The following is a 14,789-nucleotide window of genomic DNA, read 5'->3' on the forward strand; positions in this document are numbered from 1 at the left end:
CGCTCGCTTGTTGGTTTGTCTGCTAACTTCCAACTTATCGAATGAGGAAAGGGTGAACAACCTATCGGAACACAACACCTAGCCCTTGCGGGCCGTCGCGGCCTGACGTACCATCCCTGGTCAGGAGGTCAGCATGAAAAAGACGGTCACCTGCCCCCTGTGTCATCAGACGTATGAGATCTATGCCAATCCCGCGCCCACAGTGGATGTGATCATCCATGATCCGCAGCGCGGCGTGGTCATCATCGAACGCGGTCACGCGCCGCTGGGCTATGCCCTGCCGGGCGGCTTCATCGACGACGGCGAACAGGCCGAGGCCGCCGCCCGCCGGGAGATGAAGGAAGAGACCAGCCTCGATGTGGAGTTGACCGGCCTGCTGGGCGTCTACTCCGCGCCCTGGCGCGATCCCCGCCGCCACACCATGAGCACGGTCTTCGTCGGGCGTACCGCGCATCCCGAGCGGCTTTGCGCCGGGGATGACGCTGCCCGCGCCGCCTGGTATCCGCTGGACGCCCTGCCCGCGCCGCTCTGCTTCGACCACGGCATCATCCTTGCCCATTTTCGGGAGGTGCTTGCCGGACGCCGCGCCCTTGCCCCCATCCAGCCCGATGCGCCCCATGCGCCCGACAGCGGGGAAGAGGCATGAGCTACCGCAATCTGGCGGCCTGCGTGGCCGATCTGGAACGGGCGGGGCATCTTGTCCGCATCGACGTGGAGATCGATCCCCATCTGGAACTGGCCGCCATCCAGCGCCGGGCCTTTGCCGCCAAAGCGCCCGCTCTGCTCTTCACGCGAGTCAAGGGATCGCGTTTCCCCCTGCTGGGCAATCTCTTCGGCACCCGCGAACGTCTGCATTTCCTCTTCCGGCACAGCCTGCGCGCCGTGGAAGGCGTGCTTGCCGCCAAGGCCGATCCCGCGGGAGCCTTGCGGCATCCGCTGCGCTCGCTGCGTCTGCTCCCCGGCCTGCGGCACATGCTGCCCAGGCTGCGCCGCAACGGCCCGGCGCCGGTCCTGTCCCATGCCTGCCGGGTGGCCGACCTGCCCCGGCTGGTCAGCTGGCCGCAGGACGGCGGCCCCTTCATCACCCTGCCGCTGGTCTATTCGGAAGATCCCGCCCAGCCCGGTCCCGACGCCTCCAATCTCGGCATGTACCGCGTCCAGCTCGGCGGCAACGACTACGCCGAAGACGAGGTGGGCCTGCATTACCAGATCCATCGCGGCATCGGCGTCCATCATGCGGCCGCGCTGGAAAAGGGCCGCCCCCTGCCGGTCCATGTCTTCGTGGGCGGCCCGCCCGCGCTCACCGTGGCGGCGGTCATGCCTTTGCCGGAGGGTCTTTCCGAACTGCGTTTCGCCGGGCTGCTGGGCGGTCGCCGCGTGGACATGGTCCGTGACCCCGGTCTGCCGCTGCCTGTGCTGGCCGAGGCGGATTTCTGCCTCAGCGGTTATATCCTCCCGCACTGCAAGCCCGAAGGGCCCTTCGGCGACCACGTCGGCTATTACAGTCTGCGACATGACTTCCCCGTGCTCCGGGTGACGGCCGTCCATCACCGGCCGGACGCCATCTGGCCGTTCACGGTGGTAGGTCGTCCCCCGCAGGAAGATACCGTGTTCGGGGACTTCATCCACGAGCTCACCGGCGCGCTGGTGCCGCAGGTCTTCGAGGGCATCCGCGAGGTGCACGCCGTGGATGCGGCCGGGGTGCATCCGCTCCTGCTGGCCGTGGGCAGCGAACGCTATACCCCTTATGAAGCGCAGCGTCGCCCGCGCGAACTGCTCACCGCGGCCATGCATCTGTTGGGCACCACCCAGACCGCACTGGCCAAGTATGTGCTGCTGGCCGCGCACGAGGACGCGCCCGGCCTTTCGGCGCGTGATCCCATGAGCTTTTTGCGGCATCTGCTGGAACGCACGCATTTCGACCGGGACCTGCATTTCCTCACCCGCACGACCACGGATACGCTGGACTACACAGGCCTCGGTCTCAACGAGGGTTCCCGTCTCATCTGGGCGACGGCGGGCGAGCCGGTACGGCGACTGGGCAACGGCCCGGACGATCTGGGCGATCTGCCCGACCTGCCGGAAGGTTTCGGTGACGTACGTTGTGCCGGGCCCGGTCTGCTGGTCCTGCGCGGCCCGCGTCACGACCTCGGCCGCAATGAACCGGATCCGCGCATGGAAGCGCTTGCCGAGGCGCTGGCCCACTGGTCGCGACGCGAGGCTTTCCCGCTCGTCACCGTATGCGACGATGCGGCCTTTTGCGCGGCCTCGTCGTCCAACTGGTTGTGGACGACCTTTACCCGTTCCGACCCGGCAACGGACGTTTACGGCGTCCACGGACGCACCCATGCCCGTCACTGGGGCTGCGAGGCCCCCCTTGTGCTGGACGCCCGCCGCAAGCCCTTCCACGCCCCGCCGCTGGAAGAGGACCCGCAGACCATCCGCCGGGTGGAAGCGTTGGCCGGACCGGGTGGCCCGCTGCATGGTCTGCTGGGGTGATGCGGCAGGACGGCAACGCCATTTTTCCCAACCGGAACGTGCCGACGCGGACGCGGCGCCCGGCAGTTCCTCTGCTCAACAAGGATGACCAAGGATAGTTTCCATGAAGATCGCCATGCTGCAATGTAATGTGGTTACCGGCGACGTGGCCGGCAATGTGGAGCGCATTGTGGCCGCCGCCTGCGATGCCGCCGCTCGCGGCGCCGACCTCTGCGTGACGCCGGAACTGGCCCTGTGCGGGGCCGGGCCGGGCAGCTTCCTGCGCGCCGACGATTTCGCTCAGGGCTGCCGGGCCGGGCTGGACCGTCTGGCCGAGGCCCTGCGGGACGGCCCGCCGCTGCTGGTGGGCGCGCCCGTGGCCAGTTCCTACGATGAGAAACTGTTGTCCAACGCGGGCGTGCTGGTGCACAAGGGACAGTGGCAGCCCGTTTCCCGCAAGGTCTACCAGAGCAGCGGCCAGGATGTGGAATCCCGCTATTTCGACCGGGGCGTGACCTGCGGCCTCATCTCCGTGGGCGGCTGGCGCGTGGGCGTCGTCCTCTGCGAGGACTCCTCCACCGAAGACGGCGCATTCTGGAAGATCCAGTACGCCAGCGGGCACAGTCCGCTCATGGAGCTGATCCAGCGGGGCGTGGACGCCATCGTGCATCTGGCGGCGGCCCCCTTCAGCATCGGCTCTCAGGGCATGGCCGAGCGTCTGCTCTCCCATGTGGCGGCCCGCCATCATATCCACCTCTTTTCCGTCAACCTTGCCGGCGGTTACGACAACCGCATTTTCAGCGGGCAGAGCCTGGCCTTTGATCCCACGGGCCAGCTCCTTGCACGCGGCAAGGCCTTTGCCGAAGACGTGCTGGTGGTGGACGCCGCCGCTCCCGAAAACAACGTCATCGAGCCTCTGCCTTCCTGCATCGAGGAAGCCGTCTGGCGGGCGCTGACCCTCGGCGTGCGCGACTTCGTCCGCAAATGCGGCGGTGAGCGCGTCATCGTGGGGCTGTCCGGCGGCATGGACTCCGCCCTCGTCTGCAGCGTGGCCGCCGAAGCCCTCGGCCCGGAAAACGTCTTTGGCGTGCTCATGCCCTCGCCCTACAGCAGCAAGGGCTCCGTGGACGACAGTCTGGCCCTGGCCGCCAATCTCGGCGTCAAGACCGTCACCCTGCCCATCGAGCCGCTCATGGACTGTTACCGGCAAAGCCTCGCGCCGGGGCTGGAATGCTTCCCCCCCTACGAAGGTGAGCTGACCTTTGAGAACATACAGGCCCGCATCCGCGGCAGTCTGCTGGCCGCCATGGCCAACCGTGCGCGGGCGCTCATCCTCAATACCGGCAACAAGAGCGAAGGCGGCATGGGCTATTGCACCCTTTACGGGGACGCCGTGGGCGCGCTGGCCGTCATCGGGGATCTGACCAAGACCGAGGTCTACGCCGTGGGACGCTGGTACAATGCCTCCCGCGGACAGGAGATCATCCCCACGGCCATTTTCGACAAGGCCCCCTCGGCCGAGCTGCGCCCCGGACAAAAGGACGAGGACAGCCTCCCCCCCTACGACCAGCTCGATCCCGTGCTGGAAGGCCTGCTCGCCAGCTCCGCCCTTGGCGAAAAGGACGGTCACCCCGACGGCGACGGCGAACTTTCCCGCGAGGTCCGGCGGCGACTCTTCACCTCCGAATTCAAGCGGCGGCAGTCCCCGCCCGCCCTCTTCGTCAGCCGCGTGCCCTTCGGGCCGGGCTGGTCCGTCCCCATGGCCGGGCGCTACCGTATGCCCAAGGGCGGCTAGCGAGGCTGGATGTTTTCTGGCAGGGGAAAGGGGGGACTTTTTGCAAAAAGTCCCCCCTTTCCCCCGCACCCCCTTTCCCCTTCAAAAACTCTTGTCAGGGAGGATGGCAGGGAGAGCGTTCCCCCCGGTCGTCCCCTGCCCGCTGGTCCCCCGGTAACGCCGCCATGCGGACAGAGCGTACCGCCATCGCAAAAGGCGAACCGCGAACCAGCAAACGACGCCCGACCGAAAGCGAGCGGGATGACCGCGTTTTTTCCGCGAAACGTCAGGCCGTATGGTTTGGAACGCGAAGCGTTTCAAGCTGAAAATGCCTTAAAGGCTGTCAATATGATTTTATAAATAATTTCGATAGATAAGACAAATAAGCCGTATACGCTCCGCTTGTCCTTGGGGGCGGGCCGTCGTGTCCCAGACTCTCCCTCGGTTAGAGCAATTCCACATTGAAAATGTGGATTGCTCTGGTAGTCGCGAGAGCGACTACCCGCAACCGAACACACGGAAGAACCACGATTTTTCCGTAGTGTGAGGGCAGCGTCAGCATTGAAATTGGACACGATTTCAATGCGGATCCGCTCTAAAGTGCGCTGGGGAAAGGAACAGGAAAGGACCGCCTTTTGCCGCAAGTCGCGGCCGAAAGACGGTCCATGAAACGGTGTCTGTTGCCCGCAAAGGGCGTTACGGGCGATCAGGGCCACCGCCACGACACGGGGGACGTGGCGGGCGGGAGCCTCAGGCCCGGTCCAGCGCCTGCCGCAGATCGGCAAGCAGATCGTCGGGATGCTCCACACCTACGGAGAGGCGCACCATGCCGGGCGTGATGCCCGCTTCCACCAGTTGCTCGTCGCTGAGCTGACGATGGGTGGAGCTGGCCGGATGGAGGACGCAGGTACGGATGTCGGCCACATGCACCTGAAGAGAGATCATGTTCAGGGCGTCGATGAAGCGGGCCCCGGCCTCGCGTCCGCCCTTGAGGGTGAAGGAGACCACGCCGCTGCACCCCTTGGGCAGATACTTTTGGGCCAGCGCATGACAAGGGCTGGAGGCCAGTCCGGGATAGAGCACCTCGCCCACCTTTTCCTGCCCGCTCAGCCACTGGGCCAGCCGCAGGGCATTGGCGCAATGCTTTTCCATGCGCATGGGTAGGGTCTCCAGTCCCAGATTGATGTAGAAAGCGCCCTGCGGCGTCTGGCACATGCCCATGTCCCGCATGAGCTGCACCCGCGCCTTGACGATATAGGCCGCCTTGCCGAAAGCCTGCGTGTAGACGAGCCCGTGATAGGAGGCGTCCGGCTCCACGAATTCCGGGAAGCGCGGGCTAGCCGTCCAGTCGAAGCGGCCGCCGTCCACGATGACGCCGCCCATCTGTACGGCATGGCCGTCCATGTACTTGGTGGTGGAATGGGTCACGATGTCCGCGCCGAAGTCCAGCGGACGGCAGAGCACCGGCGTGGCAAAGGTATTGTCCACGATGAGGGGCAGCCCGTGTTCGTGGGCGATGCGGGCCAGACGTTCGATGTCCAGCACGTCCATGGAGGGATTGGACAGGGTCTCCCCGAAGACGGCCTTGGTCTCCGGGCGGATGGCCACGGCGATCTCCGCATCGGAAGCGTGCTGGTCCACAAAGGTCACCTCGATGCCCATGCGCTTGAGCGTCACGGCAAAGAGATTGAACGTGCCGCCGTAGATGCTGCCCGTGCTGACGATGTGATCGCCGCTGCGGGCCAGATTGAGCACGGCCAGCATATTGGCCGCCTGCCCCGACGACGTGCACAGCGCGCCCACGCCGCCTTCAAGGGCGGCGATCTTTTTTTCCACCGCGTCCACAGTGGGATTGCCGAGGCGGGTATAGAAAAAGCCTTCGGCCTCAAGGTCGAAGAGCTTGCTTACTTCCGCTGTGGAAGCGTAGGTGAAGGTAGTGCTCTGGGTGATGGGCAAAACGCGCGGTTCGCCATTGCCTGGCGTATACCCGGCATAGAGGCAGAGGGACTCTTCTTTCATGCAAAAAACCTCGCTGAACATGCTGGAATGTCGGCAGCTACCTTACGTCAGGCCGTGCCGCATGGCAACCGTGCGCCTGTGCTCCCTTTTTCACATCATGCCCAAAAAACACGGCCCTATTGACCTGCCCTTTCCAACAGGCTAGTGTGGACCTATCCAGACATGTCCGTCCGCGGTCCGCCATAGCGTGGCACGGCCGCAGGCGGGGCGGGGGCGGTCCGCCGTGCCCGTTATCCATCCTGCCTGGGAGTCATTTCATGCTCCCTGTGGAATGACTCGACCGGCGCGGCGCGGGCTGCGCCGCGAATGAGCCAGGAACCGCGTTTTTGGCGAATGATCCTCATGCTTCGACCTGAGGCCGGAGTATGGAATGCGTTCTCGAGTTCACACACTCTTGCCAGGAGGCTCTTATGCGTATTGCCGTGGGACTGGGCAAAAAAGATGCGGAACAGCGCCTTGACAGCGCCGGCGTCAGCCGCCGCGATTTCATGAAATTCTGTACGGCCGTGGCCGTCACCATGGGCATGGGCCCGGCCTTTGCGCCGCAGGTGGCCGCCGCCCTGACGGGCAAACGTCCTTCCGTGGTCTATCTGCATTTTGCCGAATGCACGGGCTGTTCCGAAGCCCTGCTGCGCACCTACAAGCCCTTCCTTGATTCCCTGATCCTGGACACCATTTCGCTGGATTACCATGAGACCATCATGGCCGCCGCCGGCGAAGCCGCGGAAGATGCCCTGAACAAGGCCGTGGAAGGCCCGGACGGCTTCATCTGCATCGTGGAAGGCGCGGTGCCCACCGCCGACATGGGCAACTTCGGCTATGTGGCCGGTCACACCATGTACGACATCGGCAAACGCATCCTGCCCAAGGCCAAAGCCGTCATCACCATGGGCACCTGCGCCGCTTACGGCGGCATCCAGGCCGCCGCGCCCAATCCGACCCAGGCCAAGGGCGTCAACGACTGCTATGCCGATCTGGGCATCAAGGCCATCAACATCCCCGGCTGTCCGCCCAACCCTCTCAACCTTGTGGGCACCATCGTGGCCTTCCTGCAGGGCAAGGAGATCGAGCTGGACGACAAGGGCCGTCCCACCATGTTCTTCGGTCAGTCCGTGCATGACCAGTGCGAACGCCTGCCGCATTTCGAGGCCGGAGAATTCGCGCCCTCCTTCAATTCCAAGGAAGCGCGCGACGGCTGGTGCCTCTATGAACTGGGCTGCAAGGGGCCGAGCACCTTCAACAACTGCCCCAAGGCCCTGTTCAACGACACCAACTGGCCCGTGCGCGCCGGTCACCCCTGCATCGGCTGCAGCGAACCCAATTTCTGGGACGAACTGACCCCCTTCTATCAGAACTAGCCAGGGAGAAACCACATGAGCGAGAAAAAGACCCCCCAGAGCAGCTATTCCGGCCCTGTTGTGGTGGACCCCCTGACCCGTATCGAGGGGCACCTCCGCATCGAAGTGGAAGTGGAAAACGGCAAAATCAAGGACGCCCGCAGCTGCGGCACCCTGTATCGCGGTCTGGAAAACATCCTGAAAGGCCGTGACCCGCGCGATGCCCAGCACATCACCCAGCGTACCTGCGGCGTGTGCACCTATACCCACGCCCTCTGCTCCACCCGTGCGCTGGAAGACGCCATCAAGGTCAACATCCCGGCCAACGCCACCTACATCCGCAACCTCGTGCTGGGCGCGCAGTTCCTGCACGACCATCTCGTGCACTTCTATCACCTGCACGCCCTCGACTTCGTGGACGTGACCAGCGCCCTGCAGGCCGATCCGGTCAAGGCGGCCCAGCTGGCCACCTCCATCTCGCCCCGTCCGGCCAAAGCCGAGGACTTCAAGGCCGTGCAGGACAAGCTGAAAGCCTTTGTGGCCTCCGGCCAGCTCGGCCCCTTCACCAACGCCTACTTCCTCGGCGGACATGAGGCCTACTACCTCGAGCCGGAGGAAAACCTTGTGGCCACGGCCCACTATCTGGAGGCCCTGCGCGTGCAGGTCAAGACGGCCCGGGCCATGGCGGCCTTCGGGGCCAAGAACCCGCATCCGCAGTTCCTCGTGGCCGGCGGCGTGACCTGTTACGAGTCCCTGACGGCCGCGCGCATCAAGGAATTCACCGAGCTGTACAAGGAAACCCGCAATTTCGTGGAACAGGTCTACATCCCCGACCTGCTCATGGTGGCCAGAAAGTACAAGGACTGGGCGAAATTCGGCGGCACCCAGAACTTCATGACCTTCGGCGAGTTCCCGGCCCCCGGCGGCGAGCGCCAGCTTGACAGCCGCTGGCTCAAACCCGGCGTCATCTACAAGCGCAATCTGGCGGACATCAAGAAGTTCGAACCGGAAAAGATCGCCGAGCATGTGCGCCACAGCTGGTTCAAGGGAGACAAGGCCCTGCACCCCTATGACGGCGTGACCGATCCCCAGTTCACCAAGATGGGCGATACCGACCGCTATTCCTGGCTCAAGGCCCCGCGCTACAACGGGACCGCCGTGGAAACCGGCCCGCTGGCGCAGGTGCTCGTGAGCTACGCTCAGGGCCATGAAGCCATCAAGCCCCTTGTGGACCATGTGCTCAAGGCGCTGAACGTGAAACCCGATGCGCTGTTCTCCACCCTGGGCCGCACGGCCGCCCGCGGCATCGAGACCCTGGCCATCGCCAAGCAGATCGACGCCTGGCTGAAGGTCTATCAGGAGAACATCGTCAGGGATCAGCAGATCGTGGAAGACCTCGAGATTCCCAAGGAAGCGCGTGGTGTGGGCTTCGTCAACGCGCCCCGCGGCGGCCTCTCGCACTGGCTGCGCATCGAGAACGGCAAGATCGGCAATTTCCAGCTTGTGGTGCCCACCACCTGGAACCTCGGCCCCCGCGACGCCGATAACGTCATGGGCGCCGCCGAACAGGCCCTTATCGACACGCCTGTGGCCGATCCCAAGCGTCCGGTGGAAATCCTGCGCACCATCCACTCCTTTGACCCGTGCATCGCCTGCGCCGTCCACGTCATCGACGGCGAAAGCAACGAAGTGCACAAGTTCAAGGTCCTGTAATCCCGCAACACGACACGATACGGCGGGGGCTTCGGCCCCCGCTTTTTTCAGGGAGTGCCATGCTTTCCTCCAGCCCGGATATGACGCCGCCCCGCATCCTCATCATGGGTGTCGGCAATGTGCTGCTGTGCGACGAGGGCTTCGGCGTGCGTGCCGTCGCCTACCTCGAGGAACACTATGACTGGCCGGACAATGTGCAGTTTCTGGCCGGCGAGACCGGCGGCATCATGCTCATGCCGGAAATCCAGTCCTGCGATCTGCTGGTGGTGCTGGATGTGGTGCTGGGCGGGGAAGCCCCGGGGACGGTCTATCTGCTGGAAAACGACGATCTGCGCAAGAGCCTGAGCTTCCGGGACTCCATGCACCAGACGGACCTGCTGGACACGCTGGCCACCTGCGAACTGGCCGGACATCGCCCCGAAGCGCTGGCCTTCGGCCTCCAGCCCTTTGACTATCACAGCATGGTCATGCAGCTCAGTCCGCAGGCCGAGGCCATGCTGCCCACCTTCTGCCACAAGGTCGTGGACGAACTCCAGCGGCGTGGCATCCGCGCCGTTGCCCGCCCCGCGACGGAAGGCGACGCCTGACCGGCACCACGCCCCCCAGCAAAGAAAACAGCAAAGGAGCGGCTGCCGCTTCCCGGCAAGACCGCTCCTCATACGCATTTTTCGGTTGAAACGCTTGGCGTTTCACATCATGCGGCCCTGTCGTTTCGCGGAAAAAACGCGGGGGCCGCTTGCTTCGGGCCGGACGGCGCTGTGTCGCCGTTTTCCGGCATACTGCGAAGACGTTCAATCCCTGTTTCCCGCCAATTCCGGGGGCAGCGCCTCCTCACTGTAGAGGGCAAGTCCCGCCTCCCGCAGGCGGCGCGCCCAGAGGCCCTCACCTTCACAGGTAGCCCCGGTAAAACTGCCGTCATAGATACGCCCGAAACCGCAGGAAGGCGAACGCGCCTTGAGAATGGCCGCCGTGCAGCCGTGTTTCCGCACGATGTGCATGGCCCGTTCGGCGCCGCGTTCAAACGCCTCGGTCACATCCTCCCCTGTCCGCATGATGACCCGGCCGTCCCGCTGCTCGCACGGCGGCCGCGGCACCGGCAGGCCGGACAGGCTCTCGGGGCAGGCCGTGACCGCCCGCCCTTCCTCCACCAGCTTCCGCACTGCCTCACAGGGCTTGCTGCCGCCGTCATAGCGACAGGGCAGCCCGGCAAGACAACCGCTGACCACATACTTCATGCTTTGGCTTCCTTGTCGGCCGTGCCGCTCTTGGCTTCCGGCGCGGCGCTTTCGTCCGTATCCGGCAGAAGGGCCGCCTCCCACATCTCCTGATAGTACATGCAGGTGCCGGGATTCCAGGCTGTGGCCGTGGCGTGGTCGTAGGATTCGGTGATGGGCCAGTTGGTGAACGGGGCAAGGGCCTCGGCAAAGGAGGGGGCCTCGACCGTGGCTTCCTGCGCCAGCCGCAGCGTGTAATTGGGGCCCTTGAGAAAACGGAGATGATAGCGGGGCATGGATGTCGCTCCTTGCAAAAGACCGGGAGGGAAATCCCCTCCCGGTCTCGTTACGTCAGATGGTGACGGGTATGGCCTAATGGACCGTCATCACGAACTTGCTGATGAGGAAGAGCACCACCAGCAGGCCTACGCCGAGGCCCCAGCTCCAGTGGATGAGCTTCATTTCCGTCTCATCAAGGGGCTCATACTCCATATTCTTGATTTCTTCGTGCAGCTTGACTTCTTTATCTTCCATGAGAGTTCTCCTTAAATGGGACGGGATGACTAGCCGCCGATGACCGGCGGATGCATTCCGTGGAAGAAGGCGAAGGAAATGAACAGACCCACCCAGATGATGAAGCCGAACAGGCAGACCACATACACCACCGCCAGGCGGCCGATGCCTTCCTCACGCAGCTTGTGGAAGTTGGAGACCACGCCGATGCTGAAGAAGGTCAGCAGGAAGAAGATGACGCGGAAGCAGTTGGCCACGCCGGAAACCTGCTTGCCGATGTCGTGGATGGGGCCGTTGGGCTCAAGCAGGCAGATGAACAGCATGATCAGGAAGGTCGCCAGATAGCCCAGCACGAAGCGGGGGAAGCGTTCCCACACGTCGCCCCAGGTCATGGTGCGTTCGCCGCGGGTCTTGTCGAACTTGGCCGTCCAGATCCAGGCCAGCACCAGCGCCCAGATGCCGATGAACATGTCGATGAACACCTTGACCGTGGTCGTCACCATGACGATCCAGCCGGGTTCATACTGCACGCCGGTCATACCGGCCACCTTGTTCAGGATCAGGGCTTCGGTGATGGCGCCGGAAGCGATGGCGCCGCCGTCGGACTTCACGGCCAGGCCCATCCAGCCGCCGGCCACCATGGGCTCGGTGTAGAGGAACTGCTGGGCGATGAAGGGCAGGATCAGCATTTCGATGCAGGTGAACACCACGACGAGGGAGGACACCATGATCGGCACCACAGGCCGGGCGCGGATGGCGCCGCCGGTGGCGATGGCGGCGGACACGCCGCAGATGGAGATGCCGGAGGCCAGCGGAGCGGCCCATTCCTTGTTGAACTTGAAGTACTTGCGGGCCACGTAGTAGACCACGGCCCAGTAGAGCAGATAGGCTTCCACGATGGCGCACAGGCCTCGGAAGAACACATGGCCGGCAAAGGCGGACGCACCGGCGGCCTTGACGCCCAGTTCGGCGCCGAGCACCACGATGGCGATCTTGACGAAGAGTTCGGGACGGCAGGCGTCACGCAGCCAGTTGGCGAAACCCGGCGTCAGGTTGCCGATGAGCAGGCCCACGATGAGGGCGAGGATCAGACCGGCTTCGGTGCTCAGACCAAGGGCCCACTCGATGCCCTGCTTTTCAAGCTGTGTCGGGTTGGCCGCGATATAGGCGTTGGCACCCACGGTATAGCAGATCACGGCGATGAAGAAGATCACCGTGAAGGAACCGAGGAAGCGGCCCACGTTGCCGTTCATCAGTTTCACGCCGAAACCGAGCAGCGCCGCCACAAAGGCAAAGGTGGCAAAGAGCGCACCCACGCCGGGGATGATCTTGCTGGCGGAGCTCCAGCACTTGAGCGGGCTGTCCACCCACATGCCCATCTTGAGCGCCCAGCCAAGCACGTCGAGACCGACGAACTTGCCCAGGGCAAGGATGAAGATAAGGGAACCCAGTAAGAGGGCCACCTTATCTTCATTGAAGGTTGCTTTCGTTGTCATAGCCATCTCCTCCAATTGAATTGACACCACTCCGCCCGAGGGCGGATAACTCCACACGCGTCAGCAGCAATACACCAAATGTCTGGCTACCCCCTACTGCTTTTTGCGGCAAGGTCGGCTTGCGGCTGCGCTTCCGGCCTGCCGGACGGCCGCCTTCCGCCTTTCGCGCTGACATTGTGATTCTTTGAACTACCTAATTCCCTTCTACTCCTATCCATGCGCTTGTCAAGACATAATATGATACATTTATTCATTTACAGATGATGTGGCGGCATGCATGGCAAATTGCGCCGATGCCCGGCCCTTCTTGCCCGGTGCGGGGAGCTTGCCGCCTCCCCTTCCCCCCTTTCAACGCGCCTTTCCGGGGCATGCGGCACTGTCCGGCCCGGCTGCGCCTGTCCCGCACGGCAGGAACGCTGCGGTGGATGCGCGCCGGTCGCACGTCGCTTCCGACGGCCGTCAGGTGCCGTTACTTTCTGTTACTCTGGAAAAATTTCTTCAACAGGCTTTATTTTCAGCCTATTTTGCGAAATTGCACGCCTCGTGCCCCGGGACGGCCATCCGACCGCATACCGTCCCCTTGCCAGATCGCCCGTCATGACTATATAAGGAAGAATGACAGTTTCACATGACGCCCCCGTGCGTTGTTCAACCCCCACTTCAGGGAGTCCAACCATGTCCTTCAAAGCTCTTGTCACAGCCTTTTTCCTGCTCTTTGCCTCCTGTGCCGTCGTCATGCCCGACACGGCGGAAGCCGCCCGCATGGGCGGCGGACGTTCCTTCGGCAGCCGTCCCGCCATGCGCAGCCCGGCCGCGCCGCCCGCCACCATGCAGCGGCAGGCCCAGACCAATGCGGCGCAGCGCCAGAATGCCGTTGGTCAGCCCAACCGCGGATTTCTGGGCGGAATGGGCGGCATCGTCGGCGGTCTGCTGGCCGGTACGCTCCTCGGTTCCCTGCTGTCCGGCGGCGGCTTTTCCGGCGGCGGGATCTTGGATATCCTGCTCCTCGGCGTGCTGGTCTACCTCGGCTATCGCTTCCTTGTCCGCCGTCGGGCCAACTCCACCGCTCCGTCTCCGGCTCCCGCCGCTGCCGCCGGGGCCCATGGCGGCATGATGCAGGCCCCCATCCCCCAGAGCAACTACACCAGCCAGTATGCCGAGACTCCGGCGGAAAACGGAACGGCCCAGTCGGCCTGGGGCTCTCTGAGCAACGGGACGGCCCCTCAGCCCAGCGGCCCCCAGGTCCCTCCCGGCTTTGATATCGACGAATTCCTCGAGGGCGCCAAGCTGGCCTATACCCGCCTGCAGGCTTCCTGGGACAAACGGGATCTCAACGATATCGCACAGTTCACCACTCCTCCCGTGATGGAAGCCCTGCGGGAGCAGCTCGCTCAGGAACCCTCCTCCGGCCGTACGGAGATCATCCTGGTCAATGCGCAGCTGCTGGAAGTGAACGAAGAAGGCACGGAAGAACGCGCTCAGGTCTACTTCGACGTCCTGCTGCGCGAGGACCCGCAACAGTCCACGCCGACCAACGCCCGCGAGATCTGGCACTTCGTCCGGGAACGCAGCAACAACGGCATGTGGAAGCTGGACGGTATCCAGCAGATCTCCGCCTAGCTCCCCTTTTCCCGCACCTTCTCGGCAGGCCGCCATGGCGGCCTGCCTTTTTCATGGTAACGGCGACACTCAGCCGCCGTCCTTTCCCTAACTTCTCCCTTTGAGGAAACGCATGAACAACTATGTAGCCAAGCACGACAAGCTCGTACGCCATCTCGGCATGACCATCGAGGAAGCCACCCGCGAATATGCCCGCGTCACCATGCCCATCACGGAAAACAACAAGAACGGCATGGGGCTGGCCCACGGCGGCGCCATCTTCGCCCTGGCCGACGTGGCCTTCGGAGCGGCGGCCAATGCCGGTCAGGTCAATGGCGTGGTCAGTCTCAACTCCACCATCGAATTCCTGCGCCCGGGGCTTGCCAGCCCTCTCAAGGCCGAGGCGCACCTCGTGCGCAAAGGCGCGCATATCCAGAGCTATACCGTGGAAGTGCGCGATGCCGACGGGCAGCTCATTGCCCGATGCATGGCCACCGGCTTCCAGACGGATGTCCCTCTCCCGGAGTAGCCGCTCCCACGTCTCCAGTATCCGAAGCCCGGCACGTGCCGGGCTTTTTCGCGGGGGAAAGGGGGGACTTTTTGCAAAAAGTCCCCCCTTTCCCCCGCACCCCCTTTCCCCTTCAAA

Annotated in this window: 13 protein-coding genes; 8 read left to right on the forward strand and 5 right to left on the reverse strand. The window is 64.0% G+C overall.

What is annotated here, in order from left to right; translation table 11 throughout:
* Nucleotides 1-133 precede the first annotated feature (133 nt).
* The 3 genes from Q0K00_RS08935 (at nucleotide 134) to Q0K00_RS08945 (ending at nucleotide 4,273) form a co-directional block, all read left to right on the forward strand.
* Nucleotides 134-646: an NUDIX hydrolase gene (locus tag Q0K00_RS08935; protein ID WP_297228717.1), complete on the forward strand. Its 513-nt coding sequence runs from the start codon at nucleotides 134-136 to the stop codon at nucleotides 644-646.
* Nucleotides 643-2,499, forward strand: coding sequence for a UbiD family decarboxylase (locus Q0K00_RS08940; protein ID WP_297228718.1), 1,857 nt, complete (start codon nucleotides 643-645; stop codon nucleotides 2,497-2,499). Before Q0K00_RS08935 ends, Q0K00_RS08940 begins: the two co-directional genes overlap by 4 nt.
* Before the next feature lie 103 nt (nucleotides 2,500-2,602).
* Nucleotides 2,603-4,273, forward strand: a complete 1,671-nt coding sequence (locus Q0K00_RS08945; RefSeq protein WP_297228720.1) for an NAD+ synthase — start codon at nucleotides 2,603-2,605, stop codon at nucleotides 4,271-4,273.
* Nucleotides 4,274-5,002: 729 nt separating this feature from the next.
* Here Q0K00_RS08945 and Q0K00_RS08950 read toward each other — a convergent pair.
* Complete coding sequence (locus Q0K00_RS08950; protein WP_297228722.1) at nucleotides 5,003-6,271, reverse strand: O-acetylhomoserine aminocarboxypropyltransferase/cysteine synthase family protein; 1,269 nt, start codon at nucleotides 6,269-6,271, stop codon at nucleotides 5,003-5,005.
* Nucleotides 6,272-6,681: 410 nt separating this feature from the next.
* On the opposite strand from Q0K00_RS08950, the gene Q0K00_RS08955 reads away from it, so the two are divergent.
* The 3 genes from Q0K00_RS08955 (at nucleotide 6,682) to Q0K00_RS08965 (ending at nucleotide 9,908) form a co-directional block, all read left to right on the forward strand.
* Complete coding sequence (locus tag Q0K00_RS08955; RefSeq protein WP_297228724.1) at nucleotides 6,682-7,629, forward strand: hydrogenase small subunit; 948 nt, start codon at nucleotides 6,682-6,684, stop codon at nucleotides 7,627-7,629.
* 15 nt (nucleotides 7,630-7,644) lie between these two features.
* On the forward strand, nucleotides 7,645-9,321 hold the full coding sequence (locus Q0K00_RS08960) for a nickel-dependent hydrogenase large subunit (RefSeq protein WP_297228726.1): 1,677 nt from the start codon (nucleotides 7,645-7,647) through the stop codon (nucleotides 9,319-9,321).
* 80 nt (nucleotides 9,322-9,401) lie between these two features.
* Nucleotides 9,402-9,908 (forward strand): HyaD/HybD family hydrogenase maturation endopeptidase, encoded by a 507-nt coding sequence (locus Q0K00_RS08965; protein ID WP_297228740.1) that lies wholly within the window; start codon nucleotides 9,402-9,404, stop codon nucleotides 9,906-9,908.
* A 204-nt stretch (nucleotides 9,909-10,112) separates the two neighbouring features.
* Here Q0K00_RS08965 and Q0K00_RS08970 read toward each other — a convergent pair whose 3' ends face one another.
* The 4 genes from Q0K00_RS08970 to Q0K00_RS08985 all read right to left on the reverse strand — a co-directional run bounded on the left by Q0K00_RS08970 (nucleotide 10,113) and on the right by Q0K00_RS08985 (nucleotide 12,544).
* Nucleotides 10,113-10,556: a DUF523 domain-containing protein gene (locus Q0K00_RS08970; RefSeq protein ID WP_297228727.1), complete on the reverse strand. Its 444-nt coding sequence runs from the start codon at nucleotides 10,554-10,556 to the stop codon at nucleotides 10,113-10,115.
* A complete protein-coding gene (locus tag Q0K00_RS08975) occupies nucleotides 10,553-10,831 on the reverse strand; it encodes a hypothetical protein (protein ID WP_297228729.1) in 279 nt (92 codons plus the stop codon). Before Q0K00_RS08975 ends, Q0K00_RS08970 begins: the two co-directional genes overlap by 4 nt.
* Nucleotides 10,832-10,907: 76 nt before the next feature.
* The gene (locus Q0K00_RS08980) at nucleotides 10,908-11,069 is read right to left on the reverse strand and encodes a bacteriocin-type signal sequence (protein WP_297228731.1); all 162 of its coding nucleotides are present in this window, start codon (nucleotides 11,067-11,069) and stop codon (nucleotides 10,908-10,910) included.
* A gap of 29 nt (nucleotides 11,070-11,098) precedes the next feature.
* Nucleotides 11,099-12,544: a putative sulfate exporter family transporter gene (locus tag Q0K00_RS08985; protein ID WP_297228733.1), complete on the reverse strand. Its 1,446-nt coding sequence runs from the start codon at nucleotides 12,542-12,544 to the stop codon at nucleotides 11,099-11,101.
* A gap of 675 nt (nucleotides 12,545-13,219) precedes the next feature.
* On the opposite strand from Q0K00_RS08985, the gene Q0K00_RS08990 reads away from it, so the two are divergent.
* Nucleotides 13,220-14,164 (forward strand): Tim44 domain-containing protein, encoded by a 945-nt coding sequence (locus Q0K00_RS08990; protein WP_297228735.1) that lies wholly within the window; start codon nucleotides 13,220-13,222, stop codon nucleotides 14,162-14,164.
* 112 nt (nucleotides 14,165-14,276) lie between these two features.
* On the forward strand, nucleotides 14,277-14,672 hold the full coding sequence (locus Q0K00_RS08995) for a PaaI family thioesterase (RefSeq protein ID WP_297228737.1): 396 nt from the start codon (nucleotides 14,277-14,279) through the stop codon (nucleotides 14,670-14,672).
* Nucleotides 14,673-14,789: the final 117 nt, after the last annotated feature.

This window comes from uncultured Desulfovibrio sp., from assembly GCF_944327235.1.
Classification (GTDB): domain Bacteria; phylum Desulfobacterota; class Desulfovibrionia; order Desulfovibrionales; family Desulfovibrionaceae; genus Desulfovibrio.